Genomic DNA, 26112 nt, shown 5'->3' on the forward strand with positions numbered 1-26112 from the left:
GCACCATGAGCGGTACGACCACCAGCACCTCGTCCGAGCTCGACGTCCAGCACGCCCCCAGCGCCTGGCGCAGCGCCGGCCGCGTCCTCGCGACGTTGTGGGACAACGGCAAGGCCCGCGTCGGCCTCGTCCTGCTCGCCTTCTTCCTCCTGCTCGCCCTCGTCGGACCGCTCCTGGCCCCGTACGACGCGAAGGAGAACACGTTCCCCCGCAGCCAGGACGTCAGCGGCGCGCACTGGCTGGGGACCACCGCGGCCGGTGAGGACGTGCTGTCCCAGCTCGTCCACGGCGCCCGCACCAGCGTGCTCGTCGGGTTCACCGCCGGGCTGCTCGCCACGGTCGTCGCCGTGCTGATCGGGCTCTCCTGGGGCTACACGCGCGGCTGGGTCGCCGAGGTCATCGGGTTCGTCGTGAACCTGTTCCTCGTCATCCCCGGCCTGCCCTTCATGATCGTCATCGCGGCGTACCTGCAGAACGGCGGCATCGCCGTCATCATCGCGGTCATCGTCATCACCGGCTGGGCCTGGGGTGCCCGGGTCCTGCGGTCCCAGACGCAGTCGCTGCGCTCGCGCGACTTCGTCGAGGCGGCCCGGTTCTCCGGTGACAGCGCCCCGCGCATCGTGTTCCGGGAGATCCTGCCGAACATGACCTCGCTCATCGTCGGCAGCTTCTTCGGTGCGGCGACGGCGGCGATCCTCGCCGAGGCGGGGCTGGAGTTCCTCGGCCTGGGCGACACGTCCATCGTCAGCTGGGGCACGATGATCTACTGGGCGCAGAACTCCAGCGCCCTGCTCACGGGGCAGTGGGCGCTGCTGTTCGCGCCCGGTCTGTGCATCGCGCTGCTGGCCCTGTCCCTCACCCTCGTCAACTTCGGCGTCGACGCCGTGAGCAACCCGCGACTGCGCGAGGGGTCGCGGACCCGGAAGGCGGACCGATGAGCACCCAGGCCACGAGCACCGGGACCCCGAGCGTGGTGGGGGAGGACCTGCTGCAGGTCCGCGACCTGTCCGTCGTCTACGAGTCGCACGGCCAGCGCGCCGTGCAGGCCGTCGACCACGTCTCCTTCGGCCTGCGTCGCGGGGAGTTCGTCGGTCTGGTGGGGGAGTCGGGGTCCGGCAAGTCGACCCTCGGCTACGCGATCACGCGGCTGCAGAAGCCCCCGGCCCGCACGAACGGCGGGCAGATCCTCTTCGGCGGCCACGACATCCGCGACCTCGACGACGAGGGGTTGCGCCGGCAGCGCCAGGGCGGGTTCGCCATGGTCCTGCAGTCCGGCATGAACGCCCTGAACCCCGTCCGCCGGATCCGCGACCACTTCGCCGACATCTACCGCGCCCACGGCCACGTGCCGAAGCAGCGGTGGGCCGACCGGTCGGCCGAGTTGCTGGCCAAGGTCGAGCTTGAACCGAAGGTCCTCGCGCGCTACCCCGGGGAACTGTCCGGCGGCATGCGCCAGCGCGTGTCCATCGCGTTGGCGCTGTCGCTGGACCCGCAGCTCGTCGTCTTCGACGAACCCACCACGGCCCTCGACGTCCTCGTCCAGCACGCCGTCATGGACACCATCGTCGACCTGCAGCGGACCGAGGGGTTCACGGCCGTCCTCATCAGCCACGACCTCGGCATCGTCCTGGAGGCGACGCAGCGCGTCCTGGTCATGCACGAGGGCCGCATCGTCGAGGACGCCCCGTCGCAGCAGGTCCTGCGGACCCCGCAGGACACGTACACGCGGATGCTGCTGAGCCACTACGCGGACCCACGCGGCGAGACGGTCTCGCTGCCCGGGTTCCCCGACCGCTCGCTGCGGCCCCGGCCCACCCCGCCCGCGGGTGGCGCGGCCGTCGTCGTCGAGGACGTGTCCAAGACCTACCCGGCGCCGCGGCGCGGGGAACCGGAGGTGCACGCCGTCTCCGACGTCTCGTTCACCCTGGAACCGGGGGCCTCCCTGGCCCTCGTGGGGGCCAGCGGTTCCGGCAAGTCGACCATCGCCAAGATGGTCACCGGGGTGGAACCGCCGACGGCCGGCTCCGTGCGGTTCGGCGACCTCGACGTCGGCCGGCTCAAGCGGCGGCAGGTGGGGGCGTTGCACCGCAGCGTCCAGATGGTGTTCCAGGACCCCTACGCGGCCCTGAACCCGCTGCACACCGTGGAGTACGCGCTCACCCGGCCCGTCCTGAACCACACGGACCGCACGGGCGCGGACGCGCGCCGCCGCGTCCACGAACTCCTCGAGACGGTCGGCCTCACGCCGACGGCGCAGTTCGCCCAGAAGTTGCCGCACCAGCTGTCCGGGGGCCAGCGCCAGCGCGTCGTCATCGCCCGCGCCCTGGCCTGCGAACCGCAGGTGATCGTCGCCGACGAACCCGTCTCGATGCTCGACGTGACGTTGCGCGCGGGTGTCCTGGCGCTGCTGGAGGACCTGCGCGAACGCCTCGGGGTGTCGCTGCTCTACATCACCCACGACCTGCTGAGCGCCCGCCTCATCACCGACGACCTGCTCGTCCTGCACGAGGGCCGGGTCGTCGAGCGTGGACCGACGGCGCAGGTGCTGCAGCACCCCTCCCACCCCTACACGGTGTCCCTCCTGGACGCCGTCCCGAACCCGGCCCGAGCCCGCCTGGAGTCCTGAGATGCGCACCTTCCCCGACGGTTTCCTCTGGGGCGCGGCCACCGCCGCGCACCAGGTCGAGGGCGGCAACGTCGCCAGCAACTGGTGGGTCCACGAGCACGACCCCGCCCTGGCCGCGGCCTGGGGCATCGTGGAACCCTCCGGCGACGCGGCCGACAGCTACCACCGGTACCGCGAGGACATCCGCGTCCTGGCCGACCTCGGGCTGACGTCCTACCGGTTCAGCATCGAGTGGGCCCGCATCGAGCCCGAGCGCGGGTTCGTCTCGCGGGCCGCGGTCGACCACTACCGGCGGATGGTCGACACGTGCCGGGAGTTCGGCGTGGAACCGGTGGTCACGCTGATGCACTTCACGGTGCCGCGCTGGTTCGAGCGCGACGGGTTCTGGCGGGCCGACGACGCCCCCGACCGGTTCGGCCGGTACGTCGAGGCGGCGCTTCCCGTCGTCCGGGACGTCGAGTGGATCTGCACGGTCAACGAGCCGAACATCGCGGCCATGCTGGCCGGCGGCGAGGACGCCTCGAACCTCGTCGCTCACGGTCTGCCGAACCCGGACCTGCACGTCGCCGACCAGCTGCTCGCCGCGCACGAGCGGGCGCGGGACGTGCTGTCGCAGCTGCCGCAGGCGAAGACGGGGTGGACCGTCGCGACCCAGGCGTTCAAGAGCACCGGGGAACCCGGCGCGGACGACAAGGTCGCGGAGTACGGCCACCCGCGCGACGACTGGTACCTCGAGGCCGCCAAGGGCAACGACTTCGTCGGCGTCCAGGCCTACACCCGCACGTTCGTCGGCCCCGACGGCCCGCTGCCCGTGCGCGACGACGTCGAGACCACGCTCACGGGCTGGGAGTTCTACCCGCAGGCCGCGGCCGACGGGTTGCGTGCGGCGTGGGAGCTGACCGGCGGCGTCCCGCTGGTGGTCACCGAGAACGGCATCGCGACCGCCGACGACACCCGGCGCGCCGCGTACACCAAGGCGTCCCTGGAGGGGATCCACGACTGCCTCGCCGAGGGGATCGACGTGCGCGGCTACTGGCACTGGAGCCTGCTCGACAACTACGAGTGGGCCTCGGGGTACCGGCCGACGTTCGGCCTCGTCGCGTGGGACCGGGAGACGTTCGAGCGGACGCCCAAGCCCAGCGCGCACTGGTACGGCGGCGTCGCGCGGGCCAACGCCCTGCCCTGACCGCTACTGCGGCAACGGCATCCCGTGGCCGAACCGGAACAGCGGGTCCTTCGTGCTGAACGGTGCGTCCGACGGGGAGGCGACGACGGCGGCCATCGACCGCGGCAGGTCGAACGGCAGTCGTCCCTCCGCCGGGACGACGCCGGTCAGGGCGTCGAGCAGGGCGTCGGTGGACGCACCGAAGTCCACGACCAGGGTGACGCCGGCCTCGACCAGCGGTGTCAGCACGGCCGGCCGGTCGAGGTGGACGACGGCGACCGTCGGGACCCGGGCGGCCAGGCCCCGCACGGCGTCGAGGACGGCGTCCGGGAACTCCAGGGACCCGGCGTGGAAGAACGACTCGAACCCCGGACCCCGGCGTTCGTAGGGCGCCTCGAGGCGGACGAGGGCGACGTCGGCGGTGGCCGGGTCGTCGACGAACCGGAGCTCTGCGCGGTCCGCGGGACGGGTCGCCGGCGGGCGCAGGAGGGGCGCGTCGCCGTCCTCGGCCACCGTCGCCGTGTGCACGCGGAGCGCGCCGGACGTCCCGGCGCGCAGGGGCAGCGGGACGGCGTCCACGGAGAGCACCGTGACGGAACGGGACTGCGTCCGGCGCCCTGCGGCCACGAGGTCGGCGGCCCCGACGACGGACGCGGCGGCGTCCTCGTCGACGTACCGGGCCTCGTCGAAGAGACCGAGCACGAACTTCTCCGCCAGCAGCCGGCCGACGGAGACGTCGAGGCGGGCCTCGGTCACGCGGCCGTCACCCACGAGCTGGACCACGAGCTCCGGGCAGGCCTCCCCGCCCAGCTGGTCGGCGCCGGCGGCGAGGATGCGCTCCACCCGCTCGAGCGGCGCCAAGTGTTCCACGCCCCAGGCGCGCGCCGGGAAGGGGTGGCCGAAGACCTCGGCGTCGGTGACCAGACCCCAGTCGGTGCAGACGATCCCGTCGAACCCCAGCTCCTCGCGCAGGATGCCGGTGACGACCTGCCGGCTGAAACCGAACCCGACCTCCTCGACCGGTTCGCCGTTCCGGACGAGTCCGACGGGCATCCCGTAGTACGGCATGACCTGCCGGGTCCCGGCGGCGATCAGGTCGTGGAACGGCTGCAGGTGCGTCTCGAAGGACCCGCCCGGGTAGACCTGCTCCCGGCCGTAGGGGAAGTGCGGGTCCTCGCCGTCGCGCTGTGGGCCGCCGCCGGGGAAGTGCTTCGTCATCGTGGACACCGAGGCCGGACCGAAGGCTCCGTCCAGGCCCCGTTCCCGCGCGACGTCGCCGGTGGCCTGCAGTCCGCGGACGTACACCGCTCCCAGCCGGCCGGCGAGGTCGGCGTCCTCCCCGAAGGTCGCGCCGCCGCGGGCCCAGCGGGGCTCGGTGAGCAGGTCGACCTGCGGGTGGAGGGCGGTCCGGATGCCGACGGCGAGGTACTCGCGGCGGACGGCGTCGGCGTGCTCCTCGACCAGTCGCTCGTCGCGCAGGGCCGCGAGCCCGAGCGTCTCGGGCCACTGCGAGAACGGCCCGGACAGCAGCGCGGCACCGGGGTTGTCGGTGAAGGAGTGCCGCGGGTCGCTCGAGACGGTCACGGGGATGCCGAGCCGGGTGCCGGCCGCGAGCTCCTGCAGACGGTTGTGCCAGCGGGCGAACTCGCGGGCCGTGCGCGGCGCCGCCAGCACGTTGACGTGGGTCAGGTGCCGGCGGGTCACGAGGTCGCGGGCCGTGGCGGCCCCCATCCGCGACGGCTCCTCGGCCAGCGTCCCTCCGGATCCCACCTCGACCATGGTGTGGAAGAGCTGACCCGCCTTCTCCTCCAGCGTCATGCGGCCCAGCAGGTCCGCGACGCGTTCGGCCACCGGCAGCCGGGGGTCGCGGTAGGGCGCTGCGTCCGGCGCGTCGTCGCTGCTCACCGGGGACTCCTTCGTCCGGGACCGTCGCACCGGGCGGTGCGAATCCCCCCCGGTTCTACCAGGGCCCCTACCGGAACCGGCGCAGCCGCAGCGAGTTCGTGACGACGAACACCGACGAGAACGCCATCGCCGCGGACGCGACGACGGGGTTCAGCAGCCCCGCAGCGGCCAGGGGGAGGGCGGCGACGTTGTAGGCGAACGCCCAGAACAGGTTGCCGCGGATCGTGGACAGCGTCCGGCGGGACAGCCGCACCGCGTCGACGGCCGCGAGCAGGTCGGCGCGGACGAGGGTCAGGTCACCCGCCTCCACGGCCACGTCCGTCCCGGTGCCCAGCGCGATCCCGAGGTCGGCGACGGCCAGCGCGGCGGCGTCGTTGACGCCGTCCCCGACGACCGCGACGACCTTGCCCTGCGCCTGCAGAGCGCGCACGTGGGCGAGCTTGTCCTCCGGGCGTGCCCCGGCGACCACGTCGTCGATCCCGACGGTGTCCGCGACGGTGCGCGCGGTGCGCTCGTGGTCGCCCGTGAGCAGGACCGGGTGCAGGCCGAGGGCGCGGAACCCGGCGACGGCCTCGCGGCTCGTGGGGCGCACGGCGTCGGCGACGGCGAGCACGCCCGTCGGCTCCCCGTCCTCGACGACCACCAGGACCGTCCGGCCCGCGGCCTCGTGCTCGTCGAGCGCGTCGCGCAGCCCGGTCGGCAGGCTCGTCGCGGCCCAGTCGGGACGTCCCACGCGCAGCGCGACGCCCTCGACGGTCCCGGCGATGCCGGCGCCCGCGGTCGCCACGACGTCGGTCACAGCCGCCAGGGCACCGGCCTCCCGCGCCGCGGCGGCGACGGCCCGGCCCACGGGGTGCTCGGAGGCGTCCTCCAGGGACCCGGTGCGGCGCAGCACGTCCGCGGCGTCGTGACCCTCGGCCGGGACGACCGCCACGAGGGTCATCCGTCCCGTCGTCACCGTGCCGGTCTTGTCGAGCACGACGGTGTCGACGCGACGGGTCGCCTCCAGCGCCTCCGGTCCCTTGACGAGGATGCCGAGCTGGGCGCCGCGGCCCGTCCCGACGAGCAGCGCGGTCGGTGTCGCCAGGCCCAGGGCGCAGGGACAGGCGATGACGAGGACCGCGACCGCGGTGGTCAGGGCGTGTCCCGCACCGGCTCCGGACAGCCACCAGCCGAGGAACGTGGCGAGGGCCGCGACGAGCACGACGGGGACGAAGACGCCGGACACGCGGTCGGCGAGGCGTTGCGCCGCAGCCTTCCCCGACTGCGCCTCCTCGACGGCGCGTCCGATGCGGGCCAGGGCGGTGTCGGCACCCACCCGGGTGGCGCGCACGACGAGCCGCCCCCCGGCGTTGACCGTGCCGCCGACGACGTCGTCGCCCGCGCCGACCTCGACGGGGACGGACTCACCCGTGACGACGGAGGCGTCGACCGCCGAACTGCCGTCCACGACCGTGCCGTCGGTGGCGACGGTCTCGCCGGGCCGGACGACGAACTCGTCCCCGGGGCGCAGGTCGGCGACGGGCACCCGGTGCTCGACGCCGTCCCGCAGGACGCCGACGTCCTTCGCGCCGACGGCGAGCAGGGCGCGCAGCGCGGCGCCGGACCGTCGCCGGGCCCGGGCCTCCAGGTAGCGGCCGGCCAGGACGAACACCGTGACGACGGCCGCGACCTCGAGGTACAGCTCGTCGCCGGCCGAACCCCAGAGCCGGAACTCCATGTGCATCCCCGGCATCCCGGCGTCGCCGAGGAACAGGGCCGCGCACGACGTCAGCCAGGCCGCCGCGACACCGATGCTGACGAGCGTGTCCATCGTGGCGGCGCCGTGCCGGGCGTTGACCACCGCGGCCCGGTGGAACGGCCACGCGCCCCACACCGCGACGGGGGAGGCGAGGGCGAACGCCAGCCACTGCCAGTTCGTGAACTGCAGGGCGGGAACCATCGACAGCGCCAGGACCGACAGGCCCAGGGCGGCCGTGACCGCGAGGCGCCGTCCGAGCTCGCCGGTGACGGGGTCGGATTGCTCCGCAGCGGGTCCGGGGTCGGGCTGAGGAACGGTGGCCGTGTACCCCGTCTTCTCGACGACGGCGATGGCGTCCGCGACGTCGGTGCCGGCCGGCAACCGGACGGAGGCCTTCTCGGTCGCGTAGTTCACGCTGGCCTCGACGCCCGGCATGCGGTTGAGCTTCTTCTCGATGCGGTTCGCGCAGGACGCGCACGTCATCCCGCCGATCGTGAGTTCGACGGGGATGAACCCTTCCAGTGGGACGGCCATCAGCGCACCAGCTCGTACCCCGCCTCGTCGACGGCGGCCGCGACGGCCGACTCCTCGAGGGGGGAGGTGGCGGTGACCGTGACGGTGGAGGTGCCGTCCGGGACGAGGTCGACGTGGACGGACTCGACGCCGGGCAGCGCCGACACCTCCTCGGTCACCGCGCTGACGCAGTGCGCGCACGTCATCCCGGACACCTGGAACCGGTTCTCGCTCATCAGGACCTCACCAACCGCGCGATCGCCGCGCTCGCTTCCTTGATCTTCTCGTCCGCCACCGCGCCGCCCTCGGCCGCCGCGTGCGCGACGCAGTGCCCGAGGTGGTCGTCCAGCAGGGACAGGGCCACGGCCTGCAGGGCCTTCGTCGCGGCGGAGACCTGGGTCAGGACGTCGATGCAGTACGCGTCCTCCTCGACCATGCGCTGCAGGCCGCGCACCTGCCCCTCGACGCGGCGCAGCCGCTTGAGGACCTCGTCCTTCTCCCCGGCGTAGCCCGGTCCGTGCTCCATGCCTCCTTGGTACCCCCTGGGGGTAGGAAGCGCAACCCCTACCCCCTAGGGGTACCGGAGCAGTCCTCGTCACGGGTGACACTGGAGGACGTGCCGAGCACCCTGCCCGACGGCGAGACCGTCCCCACCGACGGTGCGCTGCCGCCCGAGGCCCTCGCCGGGGCCGCCGACCGCACGTTCGGGGTCTACCTGCACGTCCCCTTCTGCGCCGTGCGGTGCGGCTACTGCGACTTCAACACCTACACGGCCACCGAGCTCGGCGGCGGGGCTTCCCAGGCCGCCTACGCGCAGACGGCGACCGCCGAGGTCCGGTTCGCCGCGCGGGTGCTGGGGGACGCCGTCCGACCGGCCGAGACGGTCTTCTTCGGCGGCGGTACCCCCACGCTGCTGCCCGCCGACGACCTCGCGACGATGCTCGCCGCCGTCCGCGACGAGTTCGGCCTCGCGCCCGGCGCGGAGGTCACGACGGAGGCCAACCCCGACTCGGTGACCCCCGAAGGGCTCGCGACGCTGCGCGAGGCCGGGTTCACCCGCGTCTCCTTCGGCATGCAGTCCGCCGTGCCGCACGTCCTGGCCGTCCTGGAACGCACCCACGACCCCGCCCGCGTCCCGCTCGCGGTGCGCTGGGCCCGTGAGGCCGGCCTCGACGTCAGCCTCGACCTCATCTACGGCACCCCGGGGGAATCGGTCGACGACCTGCGCCGCAGCCTGGACGCCGCCCTGGCCTGTTCGCCGGACCACGTCTCGGCGTACGCGCTCATCGTCGAGCAGGGGACCAAGCTCGCCGCGCAGATGCGGCGCGGTGAGGTCCCCGAACCCTCCGACGACGACGAGGCGGACAAGTACGAGGTCGTCGACGACACGCTCGCCGCCGCCGGGTACGACTGGTACGAGGTGAGCAACTGGGCCCGCGGACCGGAGTTCGCGTGCCGGCACAACCTCGCCTACTGGCGCGGTGGCGACTGGTGGGGGATCGGGCCGGGTGCGCACAGCCACGTCGGTGGGGTGCGGTGGTGGAACGTCAAGCACCCCAGCGCCTACGCGGGACGGCTGGACGCGGGGACGTCACCCGCCCACGCCCGCGAGCGCCTCTCCGAGGACGACCGCCGCGTCGAGGACGTGCTCCTGCGCTCCCGGCTCGCCGAGGGTTTCGACCCCGCGTGGTGGGGGGTCCGGCCACCAACCGCGCAGCTGCTGCTCGACGGGCTCCTCGAACCCGCCGCCGGTGGTCGGGTGGCCCTGACCCGTCGCGGGCGGTTGCTCGCCGACGCGGTGGTGCGGCGGTTGCTGGACTGAGCCGTCAGGTGCCCGAGAGGTCGGGGCACGCCGCGTCGCCCGAGAGGTGCACGAGCCCCTGCGGGTGCCCGGCGGCGTCCACGGTGCTGGGCAGGTCGCTGCCGAGGGAGCCGACGGGCTCGCCGTTGCCGTTCACGTCGATCATGCCCAGCGGCACCTCGACGGTCAGGGCCGTTCCCGGCATCGCCGAGCCCTCCGCGACCGTCCGGCCGTCCCGGCTGAACACGTACCTCCACTGACCGGTCGAGTCGTCGGGATGCCCCATGCACACGGCGACGAGCTGGGCATCGACGGTCTCCGGTCCACCACTGCCGCAGCCCGTCAGGGCGAGCAGGCCCACGAGAGCGGGGACGAGGACTCGGGCGCGACGGTGCACGGCCCGAGAGTGCCAGAACCCACCGGTCGGCGCTGAGGATCGAGCCGACCGCCGTCGGACAAGACCGTCTGCACCGTCTGCTCCAGCGTCGAGTCCGGGCCGCCCGTGGTCGAGGGTGCAGCGAGACCGGCCGGGGGCGTACCTCGAGCTCTCAGCACGCAAGCCCTGCCGTTCGGGGCTCCGAGAACCTCGAGGATCCTGCACGTGCCACCCGGAGCGCCGCTACCGTCACGGCATGCCCATCGTCCCCCACCTGGCGGAGCTCGTCGTCGCTGTCGGGGCAGCCGTCCTCGTGCTGCTCCTCTGCGTGGTCCTGGCGGTGGTCCTCCGGCGCCACCACCGCCGCGCTCCTGCGGCCGGCGGCGGACGGTCGGTACGCGCCGAGGGGCCGCGCCGGTAGCGTGCGCGCATGGACCTCGGGCTCAGCGTCGGTTACCTCACCGGTCCCGTCGGACCCGCCGCCGCGAGAGCGCTGGAGCTGACGCTGGCGGCCGAGGACGCCGGGTTCGCCTCCGTCTGGGTCGCCGAGGCCTACGGCACGGACGCGGTCAGCGTGCTCGGCTGGCTGGCCGGGCAGACGACCCGCATCGGCCTCGGCTCCGCCGTCCTGCAGGTCCCCGCGCGCGCCGCGGCGTCGACCGCGATGACGGCCGCGACGCTGGACGGGTTGTCCGGCGGGCGCTTCCGCCTCGGCCTCGGGGTGTCCGGACCGCAGGTGGCCGAGGGCTGGTACGGCCAGCCGTTCGCGAAACCCCTGGCCCGCACGCGCGACTACGTCGCCCTCGTCCGGCGGTTGCTGGCCCGGGAGGACTCCACGTTCGCGGGGGAGCACCTCACGTTGCCGCTGCCGGGTGGTCCGGGCATCCCGCTCAAGCTCATGCAGCCGCCGCCGCGGGCGGACCTGCCGATCCACCTCGCCGCGGTGGGTCCGCGCAACGTGGAACTCGCCGGGGAGATCGCCGACGGCTGGCTGCCCTCGTTCCTCGTCCCGGAGAACGCGGCGGAGTCCGCCGAGCGGCTCGCCGCGGGTTTCGCCCGCCGTGCGACGCCGCCGGAACGGTTCGAGGTGACGGCGTCGGTGCCGTTCGTCCTGACCGACGCGACGGGGGAGGACCGCGCCCGCGCGGAACTCCCGGCGCGCAAGCTCATCGCGCTCTACGTCGGGGGCATGGGGTCGAAGGAGTCGAACTTCTACGCCGACCTCGGTCGTCGCCTGGGGTTCGGCGAGGCCGTCGACGCCGTGCAGGACCTGTACCTCGCGGGCCGCAAGGACGAAGCGGTGCAGCGGGTCCCGTCGGGACTCGTCGAGGCGACGAGCCTCGTGGGTTCCGTCGAGGCCGTGCGCCGGCGGCTGGACGACTACGAACGCGCCGGCGTCACGACCGTCGCGCTGGTCCCGCTCGGCGCGGACGCCGTGGGGGACCTGCGCGCGGTGGCGTGAACCTCATCGCACCAGCCGGAAGATCAGCGGGTAGCGGTACACGCGGCCCTGGTTCGCGGCGACGGCCGCGAGGATCGTGAACACCAGGAACACGATCGCCGGGATTCCCGCCACCCAGAAGAACAGCCCGCCGACCCCGAGCGTCACGACGGTGAAGATGCCCAGGAGAACGCCCAGCACCAGTTCGTACACGATCACCGAGATCGTCATGTTGAGCGCCTCCGCAGCGTGCCCGCGCACGAACCCGCTGCGGTCCTTCAGCACCAGGAAGACGATGAGCGGGCCGAGGAACGGCAGGCCGATGAAGCTGGCCGCGATCGCGGACAGGTGCCCGAACATCCCCCACATCCGCTCGTCGGAGGGCGACAGGGGCGCGGGCGAGGAGGGCGGCTGCTGGGGGTACGGCGGCTGGCTCACGGTTCCGATCCTCCCGGTTCGCTCAGCGGTCCGCCAGGTCTGCGGTGACGAAGTCCACGAGTTCCTCCACCCGGCCCAGCAGCGCGGGTTCGAGGTCGGCGTAGCTGCGGACGGTCCCGAGGATGCGCTTCCACCCGTGCGCGACGTCGGCCTGGCTCGCGTGCGGCCAGCCCAGCTCGGCGAGGATGCCGTGCTTCCAGTCCTGCCCCTTCGGGATCGTCGGCCACTTCGTCCAGCCCAGCCGCTGCGGCCGCACCGACTGCCAGACGTCGATGAAGGGGTGCCCCAGGACGAGGACGTGCGGGCTGGCGGCGACCTGGGCGACGATGCGCGACTCCTTCGACCCCGGGACGAGGTGGTCGACGAGGACGCCGATGCGGCGGCCGGGGCGTGGCCCGAACGCGCGGATCGCGGCGTCGAGGTCGTCGACGCCGTCGAGCATCTCCACGACGACGCCCTCGACGCGCAGGTCGTCGCCCCAGACCTTCTCGACGAGCTCGGCGTCGTGCCGCCCCTCGACGAGGATGCGCGAGGCGCGGGCGGTGCGGGCCGTGGCACCGGTCACGGCGACCGAGCCGCTGGCCGTCCGGGTGGGGCGGGCCGGGCCGGCGCTCACGGGGGCGACGAGGCGGACCGGCTGTCCGTCGACCCAGAACCCCGGGCCGAGCGGGAAGGTGCGGGTGCGGCCCTTGGCGTCCTCCAGGACGACGACGTGGACGCCGCCGCTCTTCTCCACCCGCACGACGGCGCCGACCCAGCCCGTGTCGACGTCCTCGACGACGAGCCCGCGCACGGCCGGCTCGTCGCGGTGCACGGGCTTGGGGCGGGTGCGGGCGTGCGGGTCGGCGGACAGCACGTCGGCGCCGTACCGGTCGGGGGGCAGCTGGCTCACCCGCGGCACGCTAACGAGCGACCCGCACCGGACGGTGGAGGCGCGGCCGGGGCACACGTCCTAGACTTGGCACTCGCGCGCGAGGAGTGCCAACAGGGTGGATGCCGACACCGGACCGGGAGGGGTGGATGAGCGACGACCGCAGGCTCGCGGTGCTGCGGGCCATCGTGGAGGACTACGTCTCCACCCACGAGCCCGTCGGGTCCAAGGCCCTGGTGGAGCGGCACCAGCTCGGCGTGTCCCCGGCGACCATCCGCAACGACATGGCCGTGCTGGAGGACGAGGGCTACATCACCCAGCCGCACACCAGCGCGGGCCGCATCCCGACGGACAAGGGGTACCGCCTCTTCGTCGACCGGCTCGCCAACGTCAAGCCCATGACGCCGGCGGAGAAGCGCGCGATCGAGACCTTCCTGCACGGCGCGGACGACCTCGACGACGTCGTGGACCGGACCGTGCGCCTGCTGGCGCAGCTGACGCGGCAGGCCGCCGTCGTGCAGTACCCGTCGCTGTCGCGGGCCAGCGTGCGGCACGTCGAACTCGTCGGTGTCGGCGGGCGCAGCGCGCTGCTCGTCCTCATCACCGACTCCGGCCGCGTCGAGCAGCGCGTCCTGGACGTCCGCTCGGCCGTCGACGTCGAGACGCTCGGGGTGTCTCTCGCGGCGCTGCGCACGCGGGTCAACGCCTCCGTCGCCGGCAAGCGGCTGCGCGAGGCGCGCGAGGCGCTCACCGACCTCGTCCAGCAGACGCCGCAGGCCGACATCGCCATCGCGGCGGAGGTCGCGGCCTCCCTGGGGGACTGCCTCACCGCCTCCCTGGAGGAGCGCGTCGTCATCGCCGGGACGTCGAACCTCGTCAAGTCCGGGGCCGACCTGTCGATGCCGCTGGGCAGCGTCCTGGAGGCCCTGGAGGAGCACGTCGTGCTGCTGCGCCTGGTGCAGGAGCTGGCCGAGGAGCACCCGTCCGAGCGCGGCGGCCTGAGTGTCCGGATCGGCGCCGAGAACCTGCACCTCGGTCTCGACGGGACGTCCGTCGTGACCACCGGCTACGGCGGCGAGGCGGTCCTGGCCCGCCTCGGCGTCCTCGGCCCCACCCGCATGGACTACCCGACGACGATGGCCGCGGTCCGAGCGGTGTCACGCTACGTCTCGCGGATCCTCGCGTCGTGACCCGGCGGTGACACGACCCGTGACCAGCACCCGGAAGAGAACCGACAGGAGAACCCCGACCTCGTGAGCGACTACTACGACGTCCTGGGCGTCTCCCGCGACGCCTCCACGGAGGACATCAAGCGCGCGTACCGCAAGCTCGCGCGCAAGCTGCACCCCGACGTCAACCCCGACGCCGGGGAGCAGTTCAAGGAGGTCTCGCAGGCCTACGAGACGCTGTCGAACCCCGACAAGCGCTCGGCCTACGACCGGGGCGGTGCGGTGCCCGGCGGCGCGGGCGCCGGCTTCGGGGCCGGGTTCGGCTTCTCGGACATCATGGACGCGTTCTTCGGCCAGGGCGGTGGGGGCGGCCGGGGCCCCGGTCCGGCCAGCCGGACCCAGCGCGGTCAGGACGCCCTCATCCGCGTCGACGTCGACCTGGCCGAGGCCGCCTTCGGCGGCGAGCGCTCGATCCAGGTCGACACCGCGATCCTCTGCCCGACCTGCAAGGGCTCCTGCTGCCAGCCGGGCACCAGTCCGGCCACGTGCGACATCTGCCACGGGCAGGGGTCGGTCCAGCGCGTCGTCCGCTCCCTCCTCGGGCAGGTCATGACCCAGCAGCCGTGCCCGACGTGCCGCGGTTTCGGCACCGTGCTGCCCTCGCCGTGCCTGGAGTGCTCGGGGGAGGGCCGCATCCGCGCCCGTCGCCCGCTGACGATCCGCATCCCCGCGGGCGTGGACACCGGGACCCGCATCCAGCTCGCCTCCCAGGGCGAGGTGGGGACGGCCGGCGGCCCGCCCGGTGACCTCTACGTGGAGATCCACGAGCGCCCGCACCCGGTGTACTCCCGGTCCGGGGACGACCTGCTGTGCACGCTCGAGGTGCCGATGACGGCCGCGGCGCTCGGGGCGAGCATCCCGCTGGAGACGCTCGACGGCACCGAGGAGATCGACGTGCGCCCCGGCGCCCAGGCCGGCGACGTCGTGACCCTGAAGCAGAAGGGCGCCGAGCACCTGCGCGCCCAGGGACGCGGTGACCTGCTCGTCAAGCTCGAGGTCATGACGCCCCGCGACCTCGACGAGGAGCAGGAGGAGCTCCTGCGCCGCCTCGCCGAGCTGCGCGGGGAGGTCCGGCCGGCGGGGAAGCTGTCCGAGAGCCACCAGGGCGTCTTCTCGAAGCTGCGCGACCGCTTCTCCGGTCGCTGAGCACCCGCCCCGCCTGACAGCACGGGGTGACCTCGTGCCCGGTGATCGGGCACGGGGTCACCCCGTGCGCGTCCGACGCGGGGCGGCGGGGGGAGCGCCCCTCAGGAGACGGTGACCGGCTTCGTGTCCCCCGCCGTCGGCCCCGCCTCGCCACCGGACTCGTCCGGCGCGAACACCGCGACCGTGTAGGTGCCCGCCGGCACCTGGGCGGTGAACGAGAACGGGGCGAAGGTCCCGTTCGCCCCCGCCTGCACCGCGTCGCGGGCGACCTCGGTGCCGGCGCTGTTCGTGACCGTGTACATGAGGGTGCCCTCGAAGGCCGACCCGACGCCCTTGACCGTCACCGAGCCCGACCCGCCCGTCACCGACGTGATCCACGCCGGGGCCTGCACGTCGGCTTGCGGGGCGCGGGACAGCGTCTCGGCGACGGTGGTGCCGAACAGCGACGGACGGGCCTTGCCGTCGACGCGCACCTCGACCGGGTCGTCCGAGCCCGCGGCGGCCGTCACGGTGTAGACGAGCTGCTGCACCGCGAGCTGCGCACCACCCGCCCCGGCGCTGCCGCTCGCGGCGGACGCGGACAGGTCGACGACGAGCCGACCGCCGCTGGAGGTCACGGTCGCGCTCGGGTCCGCCGACCACGGGCTGGAGTAGTCCGGGTCCGACGGCTTCCCGGCCAGCATGGCGCGCAGCGCGTTCGTGGGGTCGTCCTTCGCGGTCCCGGCCTTCGCGTACTCGCGGAACAGCTTCGCCGGCTGGCCGCCCACCCAGTACACGGGGACCGTCCCGGCGCCCGAGGGCAGCGTGCCCGTGGCGGCGGTGCCCGTCGCCGTGCCGGTGCCGGTCCCGGTGGCGGAGGCCGTCGCGGGTGCGCTGGAGGCGCCGGCCGCCGTGGAGGGGGCCGCGCTGGTCGTCGAGGACGCGGTCGACGGCGCCACCGATGAGGTGGACGGCGTGGCCGAGGTGCTCGCGGCGACGGTGCTGACGTTCCCGCTGGTGCGCTGCGTGACGGCGTAGGCGCCACCGCCCACGACGACGACGGCGGCGACCCCGGCGACGGCGGCCCAGGCGCGGGAACGGCGGCGGGCGGCTCGGCTGGTCATGCGGATCTCCTCGAGTCGATCGGTCGGTCGTGCGTCGGCCGCGCGGGCGGCCAGGGCGTCGCGCAGCTGCCGCGCGGTGGGGCTCAGGTCGTCGTCGCCGTCGGGGTCCGGCAGCGGACCCGACGGGGTCACGTCACTCACTGGTGGTCCTCCCGGCTCATGGCCTCGCGCAACGCGGACAGCCCGCGGTGCGCGTGCGTCTTGACGGCGCCCCGGCTGATGCCGAGGACGTCGGCGATGTCCTGCTCGGACATCTCGCCCTGGTAGCGCAGCACCAGGACCTCCCGCTGCCGCGTCGGCAGCCCGTCCAGGGCGCTCAGCACCGAGCGGTGCTCCGAGGCCCGCACCGCGTGCTCCTCCGGACCGTCCGGCGCAGGGTCCGGCAGCGGACGGCGCCGGTCGGCCACGACGCGGTGCTTCAGCACGTCCCGGGCCCCGTTGACGACGCTCGTGCGCAGGTACGCCACGGCAGACCCCTTGTCCGCGAGCCGGTCCCAGCGCCGGTGCAGGGTGACGAAGGCGTCGGCGACGACCTCCTCGGCGCTCGCCGACTCGCCCATGAGCGAGGTCGCGAGCGCGACGAGCCGCCGCCAGTGCGCCGCGTACAGCGCCCCGACGGCCTCGTCGGCCGACCACGAGCGCGGGTCGTCAGCCACCGCGCGCTCCTTCATCACCATCACACCGTGTAGACGAGTCACGCAGGGTCACGGTTGACATCCAACCCGACATTCTTCGGCGGGCGGTCCAGGGACCCGCGGGCGTCGCCTCGAGGGAACGTTGACTCCCCGGTGACGATCATCGTCACCGGGGAGTCACCGTTCCCCACCCGGCGGCCGCGAGTAGCGTGCGGGGGCATGGCCGAGGTCTCCCGCGTGCAGCGCGCCCCCGACGACCTGTTCCTCAAGATCGTGGCGGGGGAGATCCCCGCCACCGTCGTCCACTCCGACGACCTCGTCGTCGCCTTCGAGGACGTCAACCCCCAGGCGCCCGTCCACGTCCTGGTCGTGCCGCGCGAGCGGTACGAGAACGTCGCCGAGCTCGCGGCGGCCTCGCCGCAGGCCCTCGCGCGGCTCGTCGAGGTGGCCCAGCGCATCGCCGACGAGCGGTGCGGCGGGGAGTACCGCCTCGTCTTCAACACGGGCACCGCGGTGGGCCAGTCGGTCTTCCACGTGCACGGCCACGTGCTCGGCGGCCGGGACTTCACCTGGCCCCCCGGCTGATCACACGGTTGGATGGTGCGCCATGTGCGGCTTGTGCGGTGAGGTCAGGTTCGACGGGCACGCGGCCGACGTGGCGGCGGTGCAGCGGATGTCGCAGACGCTGGCGCCCCGCGGCCCGGACGGCGAGGGCGTCTGGTCCCAGGGCCGGGTCGCCTTCGGCCACCGCCGCCTGTCGATCATCGACCTCTCGGCGTGCGGCGCCCAGCCCATGCAGGACCCCGAGCTCGGGCTCACCGCCGTCTTCAACGGCTGCATCTACAACTACCCGCAGCTGCGCGAGGAGCTGACGGGCCACGGCTACCGGTTCACCTCGACGTCGGACACCGAGGTCATCGTCAAGGGCTACCACCGCTGGGGCGCCGACGTCGTCGACCACCTCATCGGCATGTTCGCCGTCGTCGTCCACGAGCGGGACACCGGCCGGGTCGTGCTCATGCGCGACCGCCTCGGCATCAAACCGCTGTACCTGGCCGAAACGCCGGGCCGGCTGCGCTTCGCCTCGAGCCTGCCCGCGCTGCTGGCGGCCGGTGACGTCGACACGACCGTCGACCCCGTCGCGCTGCACCACTACCTCACCTGGCACGCCGTCGTGCCCGCTCCGCACACGGTGCTGCAGGGCGTGCGCAAGCTGCCGCCCGCGACGGTGCGGATCGTCGAACCCGACGGCACGTCCCGCGAGCACCGCTACTGGGCGCCGGACCACGTGCGGCGCGAGGAGTTCGCCGGGTTCTCCGAGCGGGACTGGGAGGACGCCGTCCTCGCCGCGCTGCGGACGGCCGTCGAACGGCGCACCGTCGCCGACGTCCCCGTCGGGGTCCTCCTCTCCGGCGGTCTGGACTCCAGCCTCATCACCGCCCTGCTCGCCGAGCAGGGTCAGAAGGACCTGGCGACGTACTCCATCGGCTTCGAGTCCGTCGGCGGTCGCGAGGGCGACGAGTTCGCCTACTCCGACGTCATCGCGGAACGGTTCGGCACGAACCACCACCGCATCCGGGTGAGCGGCGACGAACTCGTCGGAGCCCTCTCGCACGCCGTCGGGGCGATGGCCGAACCCATGGTCAGCCACGACGTCGTCGCGTTCGACCTGCTCTCGCAGCAGGTCTCGCAGACCATCAAGGTCGTGCAGTCGGGTCAGGGCGCCGACGAGGTGTTCGGCGGCTACCACTGGTACCCGCCGTTGTCGGGGCTCACCCCGGAACAGGGTGTCGACGCCTACGCCCGCGCGTTCTTCGACCGCGACCACGCGCAGGTGGCCCAGGTGCTGAACCCGCAGTGGATGACGGCCACGGACGTCTCGCGCGAGTTCGTCGCCCGGCACTTCGCGCGCCCGGGGGCGGACACGGCCGTCGACGCGGCACTGCGCCTGGACACCGAGGTGATGCTCGTCGACGACCCCGTCAAGCGCGTCGACAACACGACGATGGCCTGGGGGTTGGAGGCGCGCGTCCCGTTCCTCGACCACGAGCTCGTCGAGCTCGCCGCGGCGGTCCCGCCGGAACTGCAGCTCGCGAACGGCGGCAAGGGGATCCTCAAGCAGGTCGGGTACCGCGTCATCCCGCGCGAGGTCATCGACCGGCCCAAGGGCTACTTCCCCGTCCCGGCCATCACCCACCTCGAGGGCGAGGTCCTCGGTCTGGTGAAGGACGCGCTGTCCAGCCAGGCCGCCCGCGACCGCGCCCTGTTCCGTCCCGAGTACGTCGAGGGCCTGCTGCGCGACCCCAACGGCGAACTGACCCCGCTGCGCGGGAACAAGCTGTGGCAACTCGGCCTGCTCGAGATGTGGTTGCAGCAGCACGGGATCGGCTGACGCGGGACGGGGGAGACGCACGTGTCGAACACCAAGCGCCGCACCACCGTCGCCGGGTTGCGCCAGCGCGGCCTCGACGTCCCGACCATCTCCGGCCGCACCTGGCAACGGCCCCCGCAGTGGTTCACCGAGGACATGACGCGCGACGTCGTCCTCGACATGGGGTGGGGCCGGCTCGTGTTCGGGCAGACCTTCAGCGACCAGCGCGACGTCGTGGACGCCCTGCGCGCCGAGGAGACCGGCGAGCGGGACATCGCCATGTACGTCCGGGAACCGCAGGTGCTCGTCGGCATGGCGCCGCACGAGTTGTTCATGGACCCCTCGATCACGTTCCGGCTGCCCCTGGCCCGGTACCGGGCGCCCAAGGACCGCAACCCCGACGTGTTCGTCCGGATGGTCCGCGAGCGCGCCGAACTGGACGAGGTGAACCGCATCTACGCGGCCTGCGGGATGGTCGTCTCCGACGTGGACGTCATGTGGGCCAACCACCGGACGCGGACCTTCACGTACCTCGTCGCCGAGGACACCCGGACGGGCGCCGTCGTCGGGACCGTCACCGGCGTCGACCACGTCCTCGCGTTCGGCGACCCCGACCAGGGGGCCAGCCTGTGGTGCCTGGCGACGGACCCGCAGGTCGCCCCGCGGGGCACCGGGGAGGCCCTCGTGCGGGTCCTGGCCGAACGCTACGTCGCCCGCGGGCGGGCGATCCTGGACCTGTCGGTCATGCACGACAACGCCGGCGCCATCTCCCTGTACCGGCGGCTGGGTTTCCGGCCCGCGGCGCCCGTCGTCGTCAAGCGCAAGAACCCCATCAACCGGCCGCTGTTCTCCCCCCAACCGGAAGGGCTCGGCGACCTGAACCCCTACGCTCGGATCATCGCCGACGAGGCCCTGCGCCGCGGGGTCCGGGTCGAGGTCACCGACGCACCCAGCGGGGAGATGCGGCTGACGTTCGGGGGCCGCTCGCTGCTGACGCGGGAGTCCCTCTCCGAGCTCACGAGCGCCGTCGCGATGTCCCGCTGCGACGACAAGCGCGTCACCCGTCGCCTGCTCTCCGGCCGCGGTGTCCGCGTCCCGCGGGCCGTCGAGCTGGCCCAGGACCCGTTGCGGGACAGCGCAGGCCTGGCCGAGTGCGAACGGCTCGTCGCCGAGACCGGCCCCGTCGTGGTGAAACCCGCGCGCGGCGAGCAGGGCAAGGGCATCACCGTCGGCGTGCGCGGTGGGGACGAACTCCGCGAGGCCGTCGCGGAGGCCGCGGCGCACTGCCCGGACGTCCTCGTCGAGGAACTGGTCGCCGGGCAGGACCTGCGGATCGTCGTCATCGACCACGAGGTGGTCGCCGCGGCCGTTCGCCGGCCCGCCGCCGTCATCGGCACGGGAACCGACGACATCCGGACGCTCGTCGGCGCGCAGAGCCGCCGGCGCCAGGCCGCGACGGGCGGGGAGTCCAGCATCCCGCTCGACGCCACCACGGAGGCGGTCGTCCGCGACGCCGGCTACGCGATGGACGACGTCCTGCCGCGCGGGGAACGCCTGGAGGTGCGCCGGACGGCGAACCTGCACACCGGCGGCACCATCGACGACGTCACCGACGACCTGCACCCCGACCTCCTCGACGCGGCCGTCGCCGCGAGCCGGGCCATCGGGATCCCCGTCACGGGCCTGGACTTCCTCGTCCCCGACGTCTCGGGTCCCGACCACGTCGTCATCGAGGCCAACGAGCGCCCGGGGCTGGCGAACCACTCGCCGCGCCCGACCGCGCAGAGGTTCCTCGACCTGCTGTTCCCCGAGACCCGCCGCCAGCCCGGCACGCCGGAGCAGGGGTAGCGCCGTGCCCGAGGCCCACGCCCTGCACCGGCACGCCCGCGACCAGCGCGAGGCGCTCGCCGGGCAGGTGCTGTCGGTCACGAGCCCGCAGGGGAGGTTCGACGCCGCCCCCTTCGACGGCCACCTCCTGCAGGACGTGCAGGCGTGGGGCAAGCACCTGCTCTACGCCTTCGACGACGCCCCCGACGTGCACGTCCACCTCGGGCTGAAGGGGTTCTTCCTGCGCACCGACGACCTCGGGCTGCCCGCCCGCGGCGGGACGCGGATGCGGCTGGCGGGGGAGCGGGCGGCGTTCTCCCTCATCGCCCCGAGCCGCTGCGAGGGCCTGGACGCCGCCGCCCGCGACGAGCTGATCGCCGGCCTGGGGCCGGACCCCCTGCGGGTGGGAGAGGCCGGCCGGGAGGAGGCCGCCGAGCGCCTCGCGTCCTCGCGCGCCGCCGTCGGCGCCGCCCTGCTCGACCAGTCGCTCTGGGCCGGGATCGGCAACGCGTGGCGCGCCGAGCTGCTCTTCCTCGCCGGGATCGACCCCACGCGCCCCGTCACGGCCGTGGAGGCTGCGCTGCTGTGGGACCTCGCCGTCGTGCACCTGCGCCTCGGGCTGGAGGCCGGGCAGGTCGTCTCCGACCCCTCGGCCCCGGACGAGCGCTGGGTCTACAAGCGGCCCACGTGCCGGCGCTGCGGGTCGCCGGTGAGGAGCTGGACCCTCGCCGGCCGCGTCGCCTGGGTCTGTCCCGTCGACCAGCGGTAGAGCAGCGTCACCCCGCAACCTCACTCCGGCAGCCGGTCCCGCAGGTCCGCGAGCTCCCGCTCGGCGTGCCCGACGCGCTCGCGGGCCGCGTGCGCGGTCCGCTCGGCCGTCCGCACCGTGTCCTGGGCGCTCTCGAGCTGTTCGATGACGGCGTCGAGCCGGGCCTGGAGGTCCTCCCGGCGGCGGTCGAGGTCCTCCTGCCGCCGCTGCGCCGACGCGAGGTCCGCGTCGGCCGCCGACGCCTCGTCGCGGGCGTCGTCGAGCGCGTCGTCGGCCTCCTCGACCGCCGCGCGCAGCTCGGCCAGCTCGCGCTCGCGCCGTTCGGCCTCCGCCCGTTCCCGCTCGGCCTCCCGGGCCGCCTTCTCCTCCCGGCGGGCGCGCAGCTCGTCGCGCGGGGGTGTCTTCCCCGTCTTCGCCCCCGTCTTCTCCGCCGGCTTCCTCGCCGGGCTGCGCGGGGTCTTGGCCGGGACCGGGCGCGGGGCCGCGTCGCCGGCCGTCGCCCCCTCCACGTCGACGTCGCCGAACCCCGTCGACTCCAGGGTCCTGACCAGCGTCGCCGTGCGGACGGCGTCCGCCGCAGCGGGATCGGCCATGGCGGCCCGCAGCGTCGCGACGACCTTCTCACCCACGTCGAGGGAGAGGCGGACCCCCGCCTCCTGCGTGAGCCGCCCCGCCTGCACCCGCATCGCGTCGAGGACCTTGTGCTGCTGCACGCTCAGCTCGCGCAGCTCCGGACCGGCGAGCGAGGCCGTCGCCTCCCGCATCGAGGCGCCGAGCTGGAGGAGCTGCTCGACGTCCTCGCCGCGCTCGCGGACGAGCAGGTTCACCGCCCACGCCGGCACCGGCGGCTTCTTCAGCCCGGCGATGCGGCCGGCGAGGTCCCGGTCGCCCTCCGCCTTCGCCTGCCGCGCGTACGCATCGCGGGTGGCGGTGAACTCCGCCGGTGGCGAGCCGTACAGGTCGTCGAGCACGTCCGCGAGGTCCACCGGGGCATCCTCCCCCGACTCCTGAGAGCATCGCCCGTGATGAGCAGCCAGACCCGCACCCACGTCCACGCCGGGGCCCCCGGTCAGCCGGTCGTCGACGCCCCGATCGACGTCGAGTACCTCACGAGCACCCTCATGGAGATGCTCCGGATCCCCAGCCCGTCGGGCCGCACCGACGCGGTCATGCAGGCCGTCGGGGACCACATCGCCGCCCTCGGGCTCCCGTTCGACCTGACGCGCCGGGGGATCCTGCGCGCGACCCTGCAGGGCCGCACCGAGAAGGTCCGACGGGCCGTCATCGTGCACGCCGACACCATCGGGCTCATGGTCAAGCAGGTGAAGGCGTCGGGCCGGCTCGAGGTCGTGCCCGTCGGCAGCCACAGCGCCCGCTTCTCCGAGGGCGCGCACGTCACGATCTTCACCGACGACCACGACCGCGTGTACACGGGCACGGTGCTGCCGCTGAAGAGCAGCGGCCACACCTTCGGCGACGAGATCGACACCCAGGGCGTCGGCTGGCCCTACGTCGAGGTCCGCATCGACGAACCCGTGTCCTCCGCCGACGACGTGCGCGCGCTCGGCATCGAGGTCGGCGACTTCGTGGCCCTGGACGCGGCGCCGCAGCTGACCCGCGGCGGCTACGTGAAGTCGCGCCACCTCGACGACAAGGCCGGTCTCGCGGCCTGCCTCGCGGCGCTCAAGGCGCTCAAGGACGCCGACCTGCCGCTCGCGGTGACCGCGCAGTTCCTCGTGACGATCGGCGAGGAGGTCGGCTTCGGCGCCACCCACGGGCTCGCCCCCGACGTCGCCGAACTCGTCGCCGTGGACAACGCCGTGGTCGCCGAGGGGCAGAACTCCCGCGAGGAGCTGGCCAGCATCGCCATGCTCGACATGACGGGCCCGTTCGACTACCACCTGTCCCGTCGGCTGCACCGCCTGGCCTGCGAGCGCGACATCCCCGCCGTGCGGGACGTCTACCGGCACTACCGCTCCGACGCGGCGCCCGCCCTGGAAGCCGGGATCGAGGCCCGGCACGCCCTGCTCGGGTTCGGGCTGGACTCCAGCCACGGCCACGAACGCGCCCACGTGGACGGTCTCGTCGCCCTCGCGCGGCTGCTCGTCGTGTACCTGCAGAGCGGGCTGACGTTCGACGACTGGGACCAGTCCGAGTCCGGACCCCTGGCCGACTTCCCCAGCCTCAGCGTGCAGCCCGCCGACCCCGAACCCGTGGACCGGACGGTCGTCACCGACTGACGAACGGACTCCCCGCCCGGCGGCCGATGAGTTCGGCCGCCCGCCCGGGTCTCCTCCTCGTCAGCACCGGACCAGGACGAGACGAGGAGGGGGTCCCGTGGCCCTGCCCGAGATCACGACCCGCGAGGAGTGGCTGCGCGCCCGCACCGCGCTGCTGGAGCGGGAGAAGGAGGCCGTCCGCGCCAAGGACGCCCTGAACGCCGACCGCCGTCGCCTGCCGATGGTGGAGGTCACCGAGCCGTACCGCTTCACCGGACCGGACGGCGAGGTGGGGCTGGCGGACCTGTTCGCCGGCCGGGACCAGCTCGTCGTCCAGCACGTCATGTTCGGCCCCGACTGGGACGCGCCGTGCCCCGCGTGCTCGGCGGCGCTCGCCGAGCTCAGCGAGGGCCTCCTGGCGCACCTGCACGCGCGGCGGACGAGCTTCGTCGCCGTCTCGCGGGCGCCGTACGGGCGGATCGCCGAGGTCGCCGCCGAGCGCGGGTACCGGTTCGACTGGGTGAGTTCCCTCGGCAGCACGTTCAACCACGACTTCCACGTCACGCTCGACGCCGCGGTCGCCCCGGTGCTGTGGAACTACCGGGACGCCGACGCGCTGCGTGCCGCGGGGCAGGAGTGGGTGGTCGAGCAGGCCGCGGCGGGCCCGTCCGAACAGCCGGGCTACAGCTGCTTCCTGACCACCGGAGGCGAGGTGTTCCACACGTACTCGACGTTCGCGCGCGGCACCGAGCAGCTCGGCGGCGCCTACGCGTTCCTCGACATGACGGCCCTGGGCCGGCAGGAGGAGTGGGAGGAACCGGCGGGGCGCGTCGAGCACGCGCGGGGGGCGGTTCCGGACTTCGCCGCGGGGGGATAGCTTGGGCGCCCCCGGGCGAAGGAGCTCCCATGCACGTCCCCACGAAGCTGCTCGACGACCCCGCCGACGCCGTCACCGACGCGCTGCGCGGGCTGGCCGCGGTCCACCCCGAACTGACCGTCGACCTCGAGCACCACGTCGTCTCCCGCAACCACGACCACTCCGGGGACCACCGGCCCGGGAAGGTCGGGCTCGTCTCCGGCGGCGGGTCCGGGCACGAACCCCTGCACGCGGGTTTCGTGGGGCTCGGGATGCTCGACGCCGCGGCGTGCGGGGCCGTCTTCACCTCGCCCGTGCCGGACCAGGTGCTGGCCGCGACGACGGCCGCCTCCAGCGGTGGCGGGGTCGTGCACGTCGTGAAGAACTACACGGGCGACGTCCTGAACTTCCAGATGGCCGCCGAACTCGCCGACGACGAGGACATCCCCGTCGAGACGGTGCTCGTCGACGACGACGTGGCCGTCACCGACAGCCTCTACACCGCCGGCCGTCGCGGCACCGGCGGGACGCTGTTCGTCGAGAAGGTGCTGGGCGCCGCGGCCGAAGAGGGCATGGCGTTGGCCGAGCTCGCAGCTCTGGGCCGGGACGTCGTCGCCCGCAGCCGCAGCTTCGGCGTCGCGCTGAGCCCCTGCACGACACCGGGTTCGGACCGGCCCGGGTTCGACCTGGAGCCGGGGGAGATGGAACTCGGGATCGGGATCCACGGTGAACCGGGCCGGCGCCGGGTGCCGGTCCCGGCGACGGGGGTGGCGCGCGAGGTCGCGCGCACGTCGGTCGCCGCGATCGCCGACGACATGCCGCTGGACGGCGAGGAACTGCTCCTGCTGGTCAACGGGATGGGGGGCACTCCGCTGCTGGAGCTGCAGGTGCTCGCGGGCGACGTCGTCGCGGAGCTGACCGCCCGCGGGGCCCGCATCGGCCGGGCCCTCGTCGGCAACCACGTGACGAGCCTGGAGATGGCCGGGAGCATGGTGAGCGTGTGCCGCGCGACCCCGCAGCTGCTGCAGCTGTGGGACGCCCCCGTCCGCACGCCCGCGCTGCGGTGGGGCGCGTGAACCC

General features: G+C 73.9%; 25 protein-coding genes. 15 read left to right on the top strand and 10 right to left on the bottom strand.

Annotated features, from left to right (window positions below):
* Window positions 1-5 precede the first annotated feature (5 nt).
* From ACFEMC_RS06650 to ACFEMC_RS06660, 3 genes are read left to right on the top strand one after another with little or no spacing between them, the layout of a single operon-like run.
* Entirely contained in the window at window positions 6-938 is a 933-nt protein-coding gene (locus tag ACFEMC_RS06650) for an ABC transporter permease (RefSeq protein ID WP_380174757.1), read from the top strand.
* Window positions 935-2626 carry an ABC transporter ATP-binding protein gene (locus tag ACFEMC_RS06655; RefSeq protein WP_380174760.1) on the top strand — a complete coding sequence of 564 codons (1692 nt, stop codon included), beginning with the start codon at window positions 935-937 and terminating at the stop codon, window positions 2624-2626. The genes ACFEMC_RS06650 and ACFEMC_RS06655 overlap by 4 nt, the downstream gene beginning before the upstream one ends.
* 1 nt (window position 2627) lies before the next feature.
* Entirely contained in the window at window positions 2628-3812 is a 1185-nt protein-coding gene (locus tag ACFEMC_RS06660) for a glycoside hydrolase family 1 protein (RefSeq protein ID WP_380174762.1), read from the top strand.
* A gap of 3 nt (window positions 3813-3815) precedes the next feature.
* Here ACFEMC_RS06660 and ACFEMC_RS06665 read toward each other — a convergent pair whose 3' ends face one another.
* From ACFEMC_RS06665 to ACFEMC_RS06680, 4 genes are all read right to left on the bottom strand, one after another.
* On the bottom strand, window positions 3816-5696 hold the full coding sequence (locus ACFEMC_RS06665; RefSeq protein ID WP_380174764.1) for a glycoside hydrolase family 3 protein: 1881 nt from the start codon (window positions 5694-5696) through the stop codon (window positions 3816-3818).
* A 67-nt stretch (window positions 5697-5763) separates the two neighbouring features.
* Window positions 5764-7971 carry a heavy metal translocating P-type ATPase gene (locus tag ACFEMC_RS06670; RefSeq protein ID WP_380174766.1) on the bottom strand — a complete coding sequence of 736 codons (2208 nt, stop codon included), beginning with the start codon at window positions 7969-7971 and terminating at the stop codon, window positions 5764-5766.
* The gene (locus ACFEMC_RS06675; RefSeq protein ID WP_380174769.1) at window positions 7971-8186 is read right to left on the bottom strand and encodes a heavy-metal-associated domain-containing protein; all 216 of its coding nucleotides are present in this window, start codon (window positions 8184-8186) and stop codon (window positions 7971-7973) included. Before ACFEMC_RS06675 ends, ACFEMC_RS06670 begins: the two co-directional genes overlap by 1 nt.
* Complete coding sequence (locus ACFEMC_RS06680) at window positions 8186-8476, bottom strand: metal-sensitive transcriptional regulator (RefSeq protein ID WP_370440473.1); 291 nt, start codon at window positions 8474-8476, stop codon at window positions 8186-8188. The genes ACFEMC_RS06675 and ACFEMC_RS06680 overlap by 1 nt, the downstream gene beginning before the upstream one ends.
* 90 nt (window positions 8477-8566) lie before the next feature.
* On the opposite strand from ACFEMC_RS06680, the gene hemW reads away from it, so the two are divergent.
* The gene (gene hemW / locus ACFEMC_RS06685; RefSeq protein WP_380174772.1) at window positions 8567-9772 is read left to right on the top strand and encodes a radical SAM family heme chaperone HemW; all 1206 of its coding nucleotides are present in this window, start codon (window positions 8567-8569) and stop codon (window positions 9770-9772) included.
* Window positions 9773-9776: 4 nt separating this feature from the next.
* On the opposite strand, the gene ACFEMC_RS06690 is transcribed toward hemW, so the two are convergent.
* Window positions 9777-10148: a hypothetical protein gene (locus tag ACFEMC_RS06690; RefSeq protein WP_380174774.1), complete on the bottom strand. Its 372-nt coding sequence runs from the start codon at window positions 10146-10148 to the stop codon at window positions 9777-9779.
* 235 nt (window positions 10149-10383) lie between these two features.
* Here ACFEMC_RS06690 and ACFEMC_RS06695 point away from each other — a divergent pair, with 235 nt between their 5' ends.
* Entirely contained in the window at window positions 10384-10548 is a 165-nt protein-coding gene (locus ACFEMC_RS06695) for a hypothetical protein (RefSeq protein WP_380174776.1), read from the top strand.
* 9 nt (window positions 10549-10557) lie between these two features.
* Window positions 10558-11589 (top strand): LLM class F420-dependent oxidoreductase, encoded by a 1032-nt coding sequence (locus ACFEMC_RS06700; RefSeq protein ID WP_380174778.1) that lies wholly within the window; start codon window positions 10558-10560, stop codon window positions 11587-11589.
* 3 nt (window positions 11590-11592) lie between these two features.
* Here the strand turns inward: ACFEMC_RS06700 and ACFEMC_RS06705 are convergent, their stop codons facing one another.
* Together ACFEMC_RS06705 and ACFEMC_RS06710 are read right to left on the bottom strand one after the other, a co-directional pair.
* Window positions 11593-12006 carry a DUF4870 domain-containing protein gene (locus ACFEMC_RS06705; protein WP_380174780.1) on the bottom strand — a complete coding sequence of 138 codons (414 nt, stop codon included), beginning with the start codon at window positions 12004-12006 and terminating at the stop codon, window positions 11593-11595.
* 22 nt (window positions 12007-12028) lie between these two features.
* Complete coding sequence (locus tag ACFEMC_RS06710) at window positions 12029-12889, bottom strand: DUF3097 domain-containing protein (RefSeq protein ID WP_380176634.1); 861 nt, start codon at window positions 12887-12889, stop codon at window positions 12029-12031.
* Window positions 12890-13026: 137 nt separating this feature from the next.
* Between ACFEMC_RS06710 and hrcA the strand changes: the two genes are divergently transcribed.
* Complete coding sequence (hrcA, locus tag ACFEMC_RS06715; RefSeq protein ID WP_367635835.1) at window positions 13027-14067, top strand: heat-inducible transcriptional repressor HrcA; 1041 nt, start codon at window positions 13027-13029, stop codon at window positions 14065-14067.
* Between the two features lie 63 nt (window positions 14068-14130).
* Entirely contained in the window at window positions 14131-15252 is a 1122-nt protein-coding gene (dnaJ, locus tag ACFEMC_RS06720; RefSeq protein WP_380174783.1) for a molecular chaperone DnaJ, read from the top strand.
* A gap of 101 nt (window positions 15253-15353) precedes the next feature.
* Here the strand turns inward: dnaJ and ACFEMC_RS06725 are convergent, their stop codons facing one another.
* Together ACFEMC_RS06725 and ACFEMC_RS06730 are read right to left on the bottom strand one after the other, a co-directional pair.
* Window positions 15354-16496 carry a Gmad2 immunoglobulin-like domain-containing protein gene (locus ACFEMC_RS06725; RefSeq protein ID WP_380174786.1) on the bottom strand — a complete coding sequence of 381 codons (1143 nt, stop codon included), beginning with the start codon at window positions 16494-16496 and terminating at the stop codon, window positions 15354-15356.
* Window positions 16493-17011: an RNA polymerase sigma factor gene (locus ACFEMC_RS06730; protein ID WP_380174788.1), complete on the bottom strand. Its 519-nt coding sequence runs from the start codon at window positions 17009-17011 to the stop codon at window positions 16493-16495. Before ACFEMC_RS06730 ends, ACFEMC_RS06725 begins: the two co-directional genes overlap by 4 nt.
* Window positions 17012-17209: 198 nt before the next feature.
* Between ACFEMC_RS06730 and ACFEMC_RS06735 the strand changes: the two genes are divergently transcribed.
* From ACFEMC_RS06735 to ACFEMC_RS06750, 4 genes are all read left to right on the top strand, one after another.
* The gene (locus tag ACFEMC_RS06735; protein WP_380174790.1) at window positions 17210-17575 is read left to right on the top strand and encodes a histidine triad nucleotide-binding protein; all 366 of its coding nucleotides are present in this window, start codon (window positions 17210-17212) and stop codon (window positions 17573-17575) included.
* A 22-nt stretch (window positions 17576-17597) separates the two neighbouring features.
* The gene (locus ACFEMC_RS06740) at window positions 17598-19382 is read left to right on the top strand and encodes an N-acetylglutaminylglutamine amidotransferase (protein WP_380174792.1); all 1785 of its coding nucleotides are present in this window, start codon (window positions 17598-17600) and stop codon (window positions 19380-19382) included.
* 87 nt (window positions 19383-19469) lie between these two features.
* Window positions 19470-21209 carry an N-acetylglutaminylglutamine synthetase gene (ngg, locus tag ACFEMC_RS06745; RefSeq protein ID WP_380176636.1) on the top strand — a complete coding sequence of 580 codons (1740 nt, stop codon included), beginning with the start codon at window positions 19470-19472 and terminating at the stop codon, window positions 21207-21209.
* Window positions 21210-21213: 4 nt separating this feature from the next.
* The gene (locus ACFEMC_RS06750; RefSeq protein WP_380174795.1) at window positions 21214-21957 is read left to right on the top strand and encodes a DNA-formamidopyrimidine glycosylase family protein; all 744 of its coding nucleotides are present in this window, start codon (window positions 21214-21216) and stop codon (window positions 21955-21957) included.
* A gap of 20 nt (window positions 21958-21977) precedes the next feature.
* Here ACFEMC_RS06750 and ACFEMC_RS06755 read toward each other — a convergent pair whose 3' ends face one another.
* Window positions 21978-22943 carry a hypothetical protein gene (locus ACFEMC_RS06755; protein WP_380174797.1) on the bottom strand — a complete coding sequence of 322 codons (966 nt, stop codon included), beginning with the start codon at window positions 22941-22943 and terminating at the stop codon, window positions 21978-21980.
* A 39-nt stretch (window positions 22944-22982) separates the two neighbouring features.
* Here ACFEMC_RS06755 and ACFEMC_RS06760 point away from each other — a divergent pair, with 39 nt between their 5' ends.
* From ACFEMC_RS06760 to dhaK, 3 genes are all read left to right on the top strand, one after another.
* Window positions 22983-24197 (top strand): osmoprotectant NAGGN system M42 family peptidase, encoded by a 1215-nt coding sequence (locus tag ACFEMC_RS06760; RefSeq protein ID WP_380174799.1) that lies wholly within the window; start codon window positions 22983-22985, stop codon window positions 24195-24197.
* A gap of 97 nt (window positions 24198-24294) precedes the next feature.
* Window positions 24295-25053, top strand: a complete 759-nt coding sequence (locus ACFEMC_RS06765; protein WP_380174801.1) for a DUF899 domain-containing protein — start codon at window positions 24295-24297, stop codon at window positions 25051-25053.
* 29 nt (window positions 25054-25082) lie between these two features.
* On the top strand, window positions 25083-26108 hold the full coding sequence (dhaK, locus tag ACFEMC_RS06770) for a dihydroxyacetone kinase subunit DhaK (RefSeq protein ID WP_380174803.1): 1026 nt from the start codon (window positions 25083-25085) through the stop codon (window positions 26106-26108).
* The last annotated feature ends 4 nt before the right edge of the window (window positions 26109-26112 follow it).

It is taken from the genome of Kineococcus sp. DHX-1 (assembly GCF_042473625.1).
GTDB lineage: Bacteria > Actinomycetota > Actinomycetes > Actinomycetales > Kineococcaceae > Kineococcus.

Coding starts and splice junctions, on each gene's coding strand:
- ACFEMC_RS06650 (WP_380174757.1), top strand. CDS start 6: ATGAGCGGTACGACCACCAGCACCTCGTCCGAGCTCGACGTCCAGCAC.
- ACFEMC_RS06655 (WP_380174760.1), top strand. CDS start 935: ATGAGCACCCAGGCCACGAGCACCGGGACCCCGAGCGTGGTGGGGGAG.
- ACFEMC_RS06660 (WP_380174762.1), top strand. CDS start 2,628: ATGCGCACCTTCCCCGACGGTTTCCTCTGGGGCGCGGCCACCGCCGCG.
- ACFEMC_RS06670 (WP_380174766.1), bottom strand. CDS start 7,971: ATGGCCGTCCCACTGGAAGGGTTCATCCCCGTCGAACTCACGATCGGC.
- ACFEMC_RS06675 (WP_380174769.1), bottom strand. CDS start 8,186: ATGAGCGAGAACCGGTTCCAGGTGTCCGGGATGACGTGCGCGCACTGC.
- ACFEMC_RS06680 (WP_370440473.1), bottom strand. CDS start 8,476: ATGGAGCACGGACCGGGCTACGCCGGGGAGAAGGACGAGGTCCTCAAG.
- ACFEMC_RS06695 (WP_380174776.1), top strand. CDS start 10,384: ATGCCCATCGTCCCCCACCTGGCGGAGCTCGTCGTCGCTGTCGGGGCA.
- ACFEMC_RS06700 (WP_380174778.1), top strand. CDS start 10,558: ATGGACCTCGGGCTCAGCGTCGGTTACCTCACCGGTCCCGTCGGACCC.
- hrcA (WP_367635835.1), top strand. CDS start 13,027: ATGAGCGACGACCGCAGGCTCGCGGTGCTGCGGGCCATCGTGGAGGAC.
- ACFEMC_RS06735 (WP_380174790.1), top strand. CDS start 17,210: ATGGCCGAGGTCTCCCGCGTGCAGCGCGCCCCCGACGACCTGTTCCTC.
- ACFEMC_RS06740 (WP_380174792.1), top strand. CDS start 17,598: ATGTGCGGCTTGTGCGGTGAGGTCAGGTTCGACGGGCACGCGGCCGAC.
- ACFEMC_RS06760 (WP_380174799.1), top strand. CDS start 22,983: ATGAGCAGCCAGACCCGCACCCACGTCCACGCCGGGGCCCCCGGTCAG.
- dhaK (WP_380174803.1), top strand. CDS start 25,083: ATGCACGTCCCCACGAAGCTGCTCGACGACCCCGCCGACGCCGTCACC.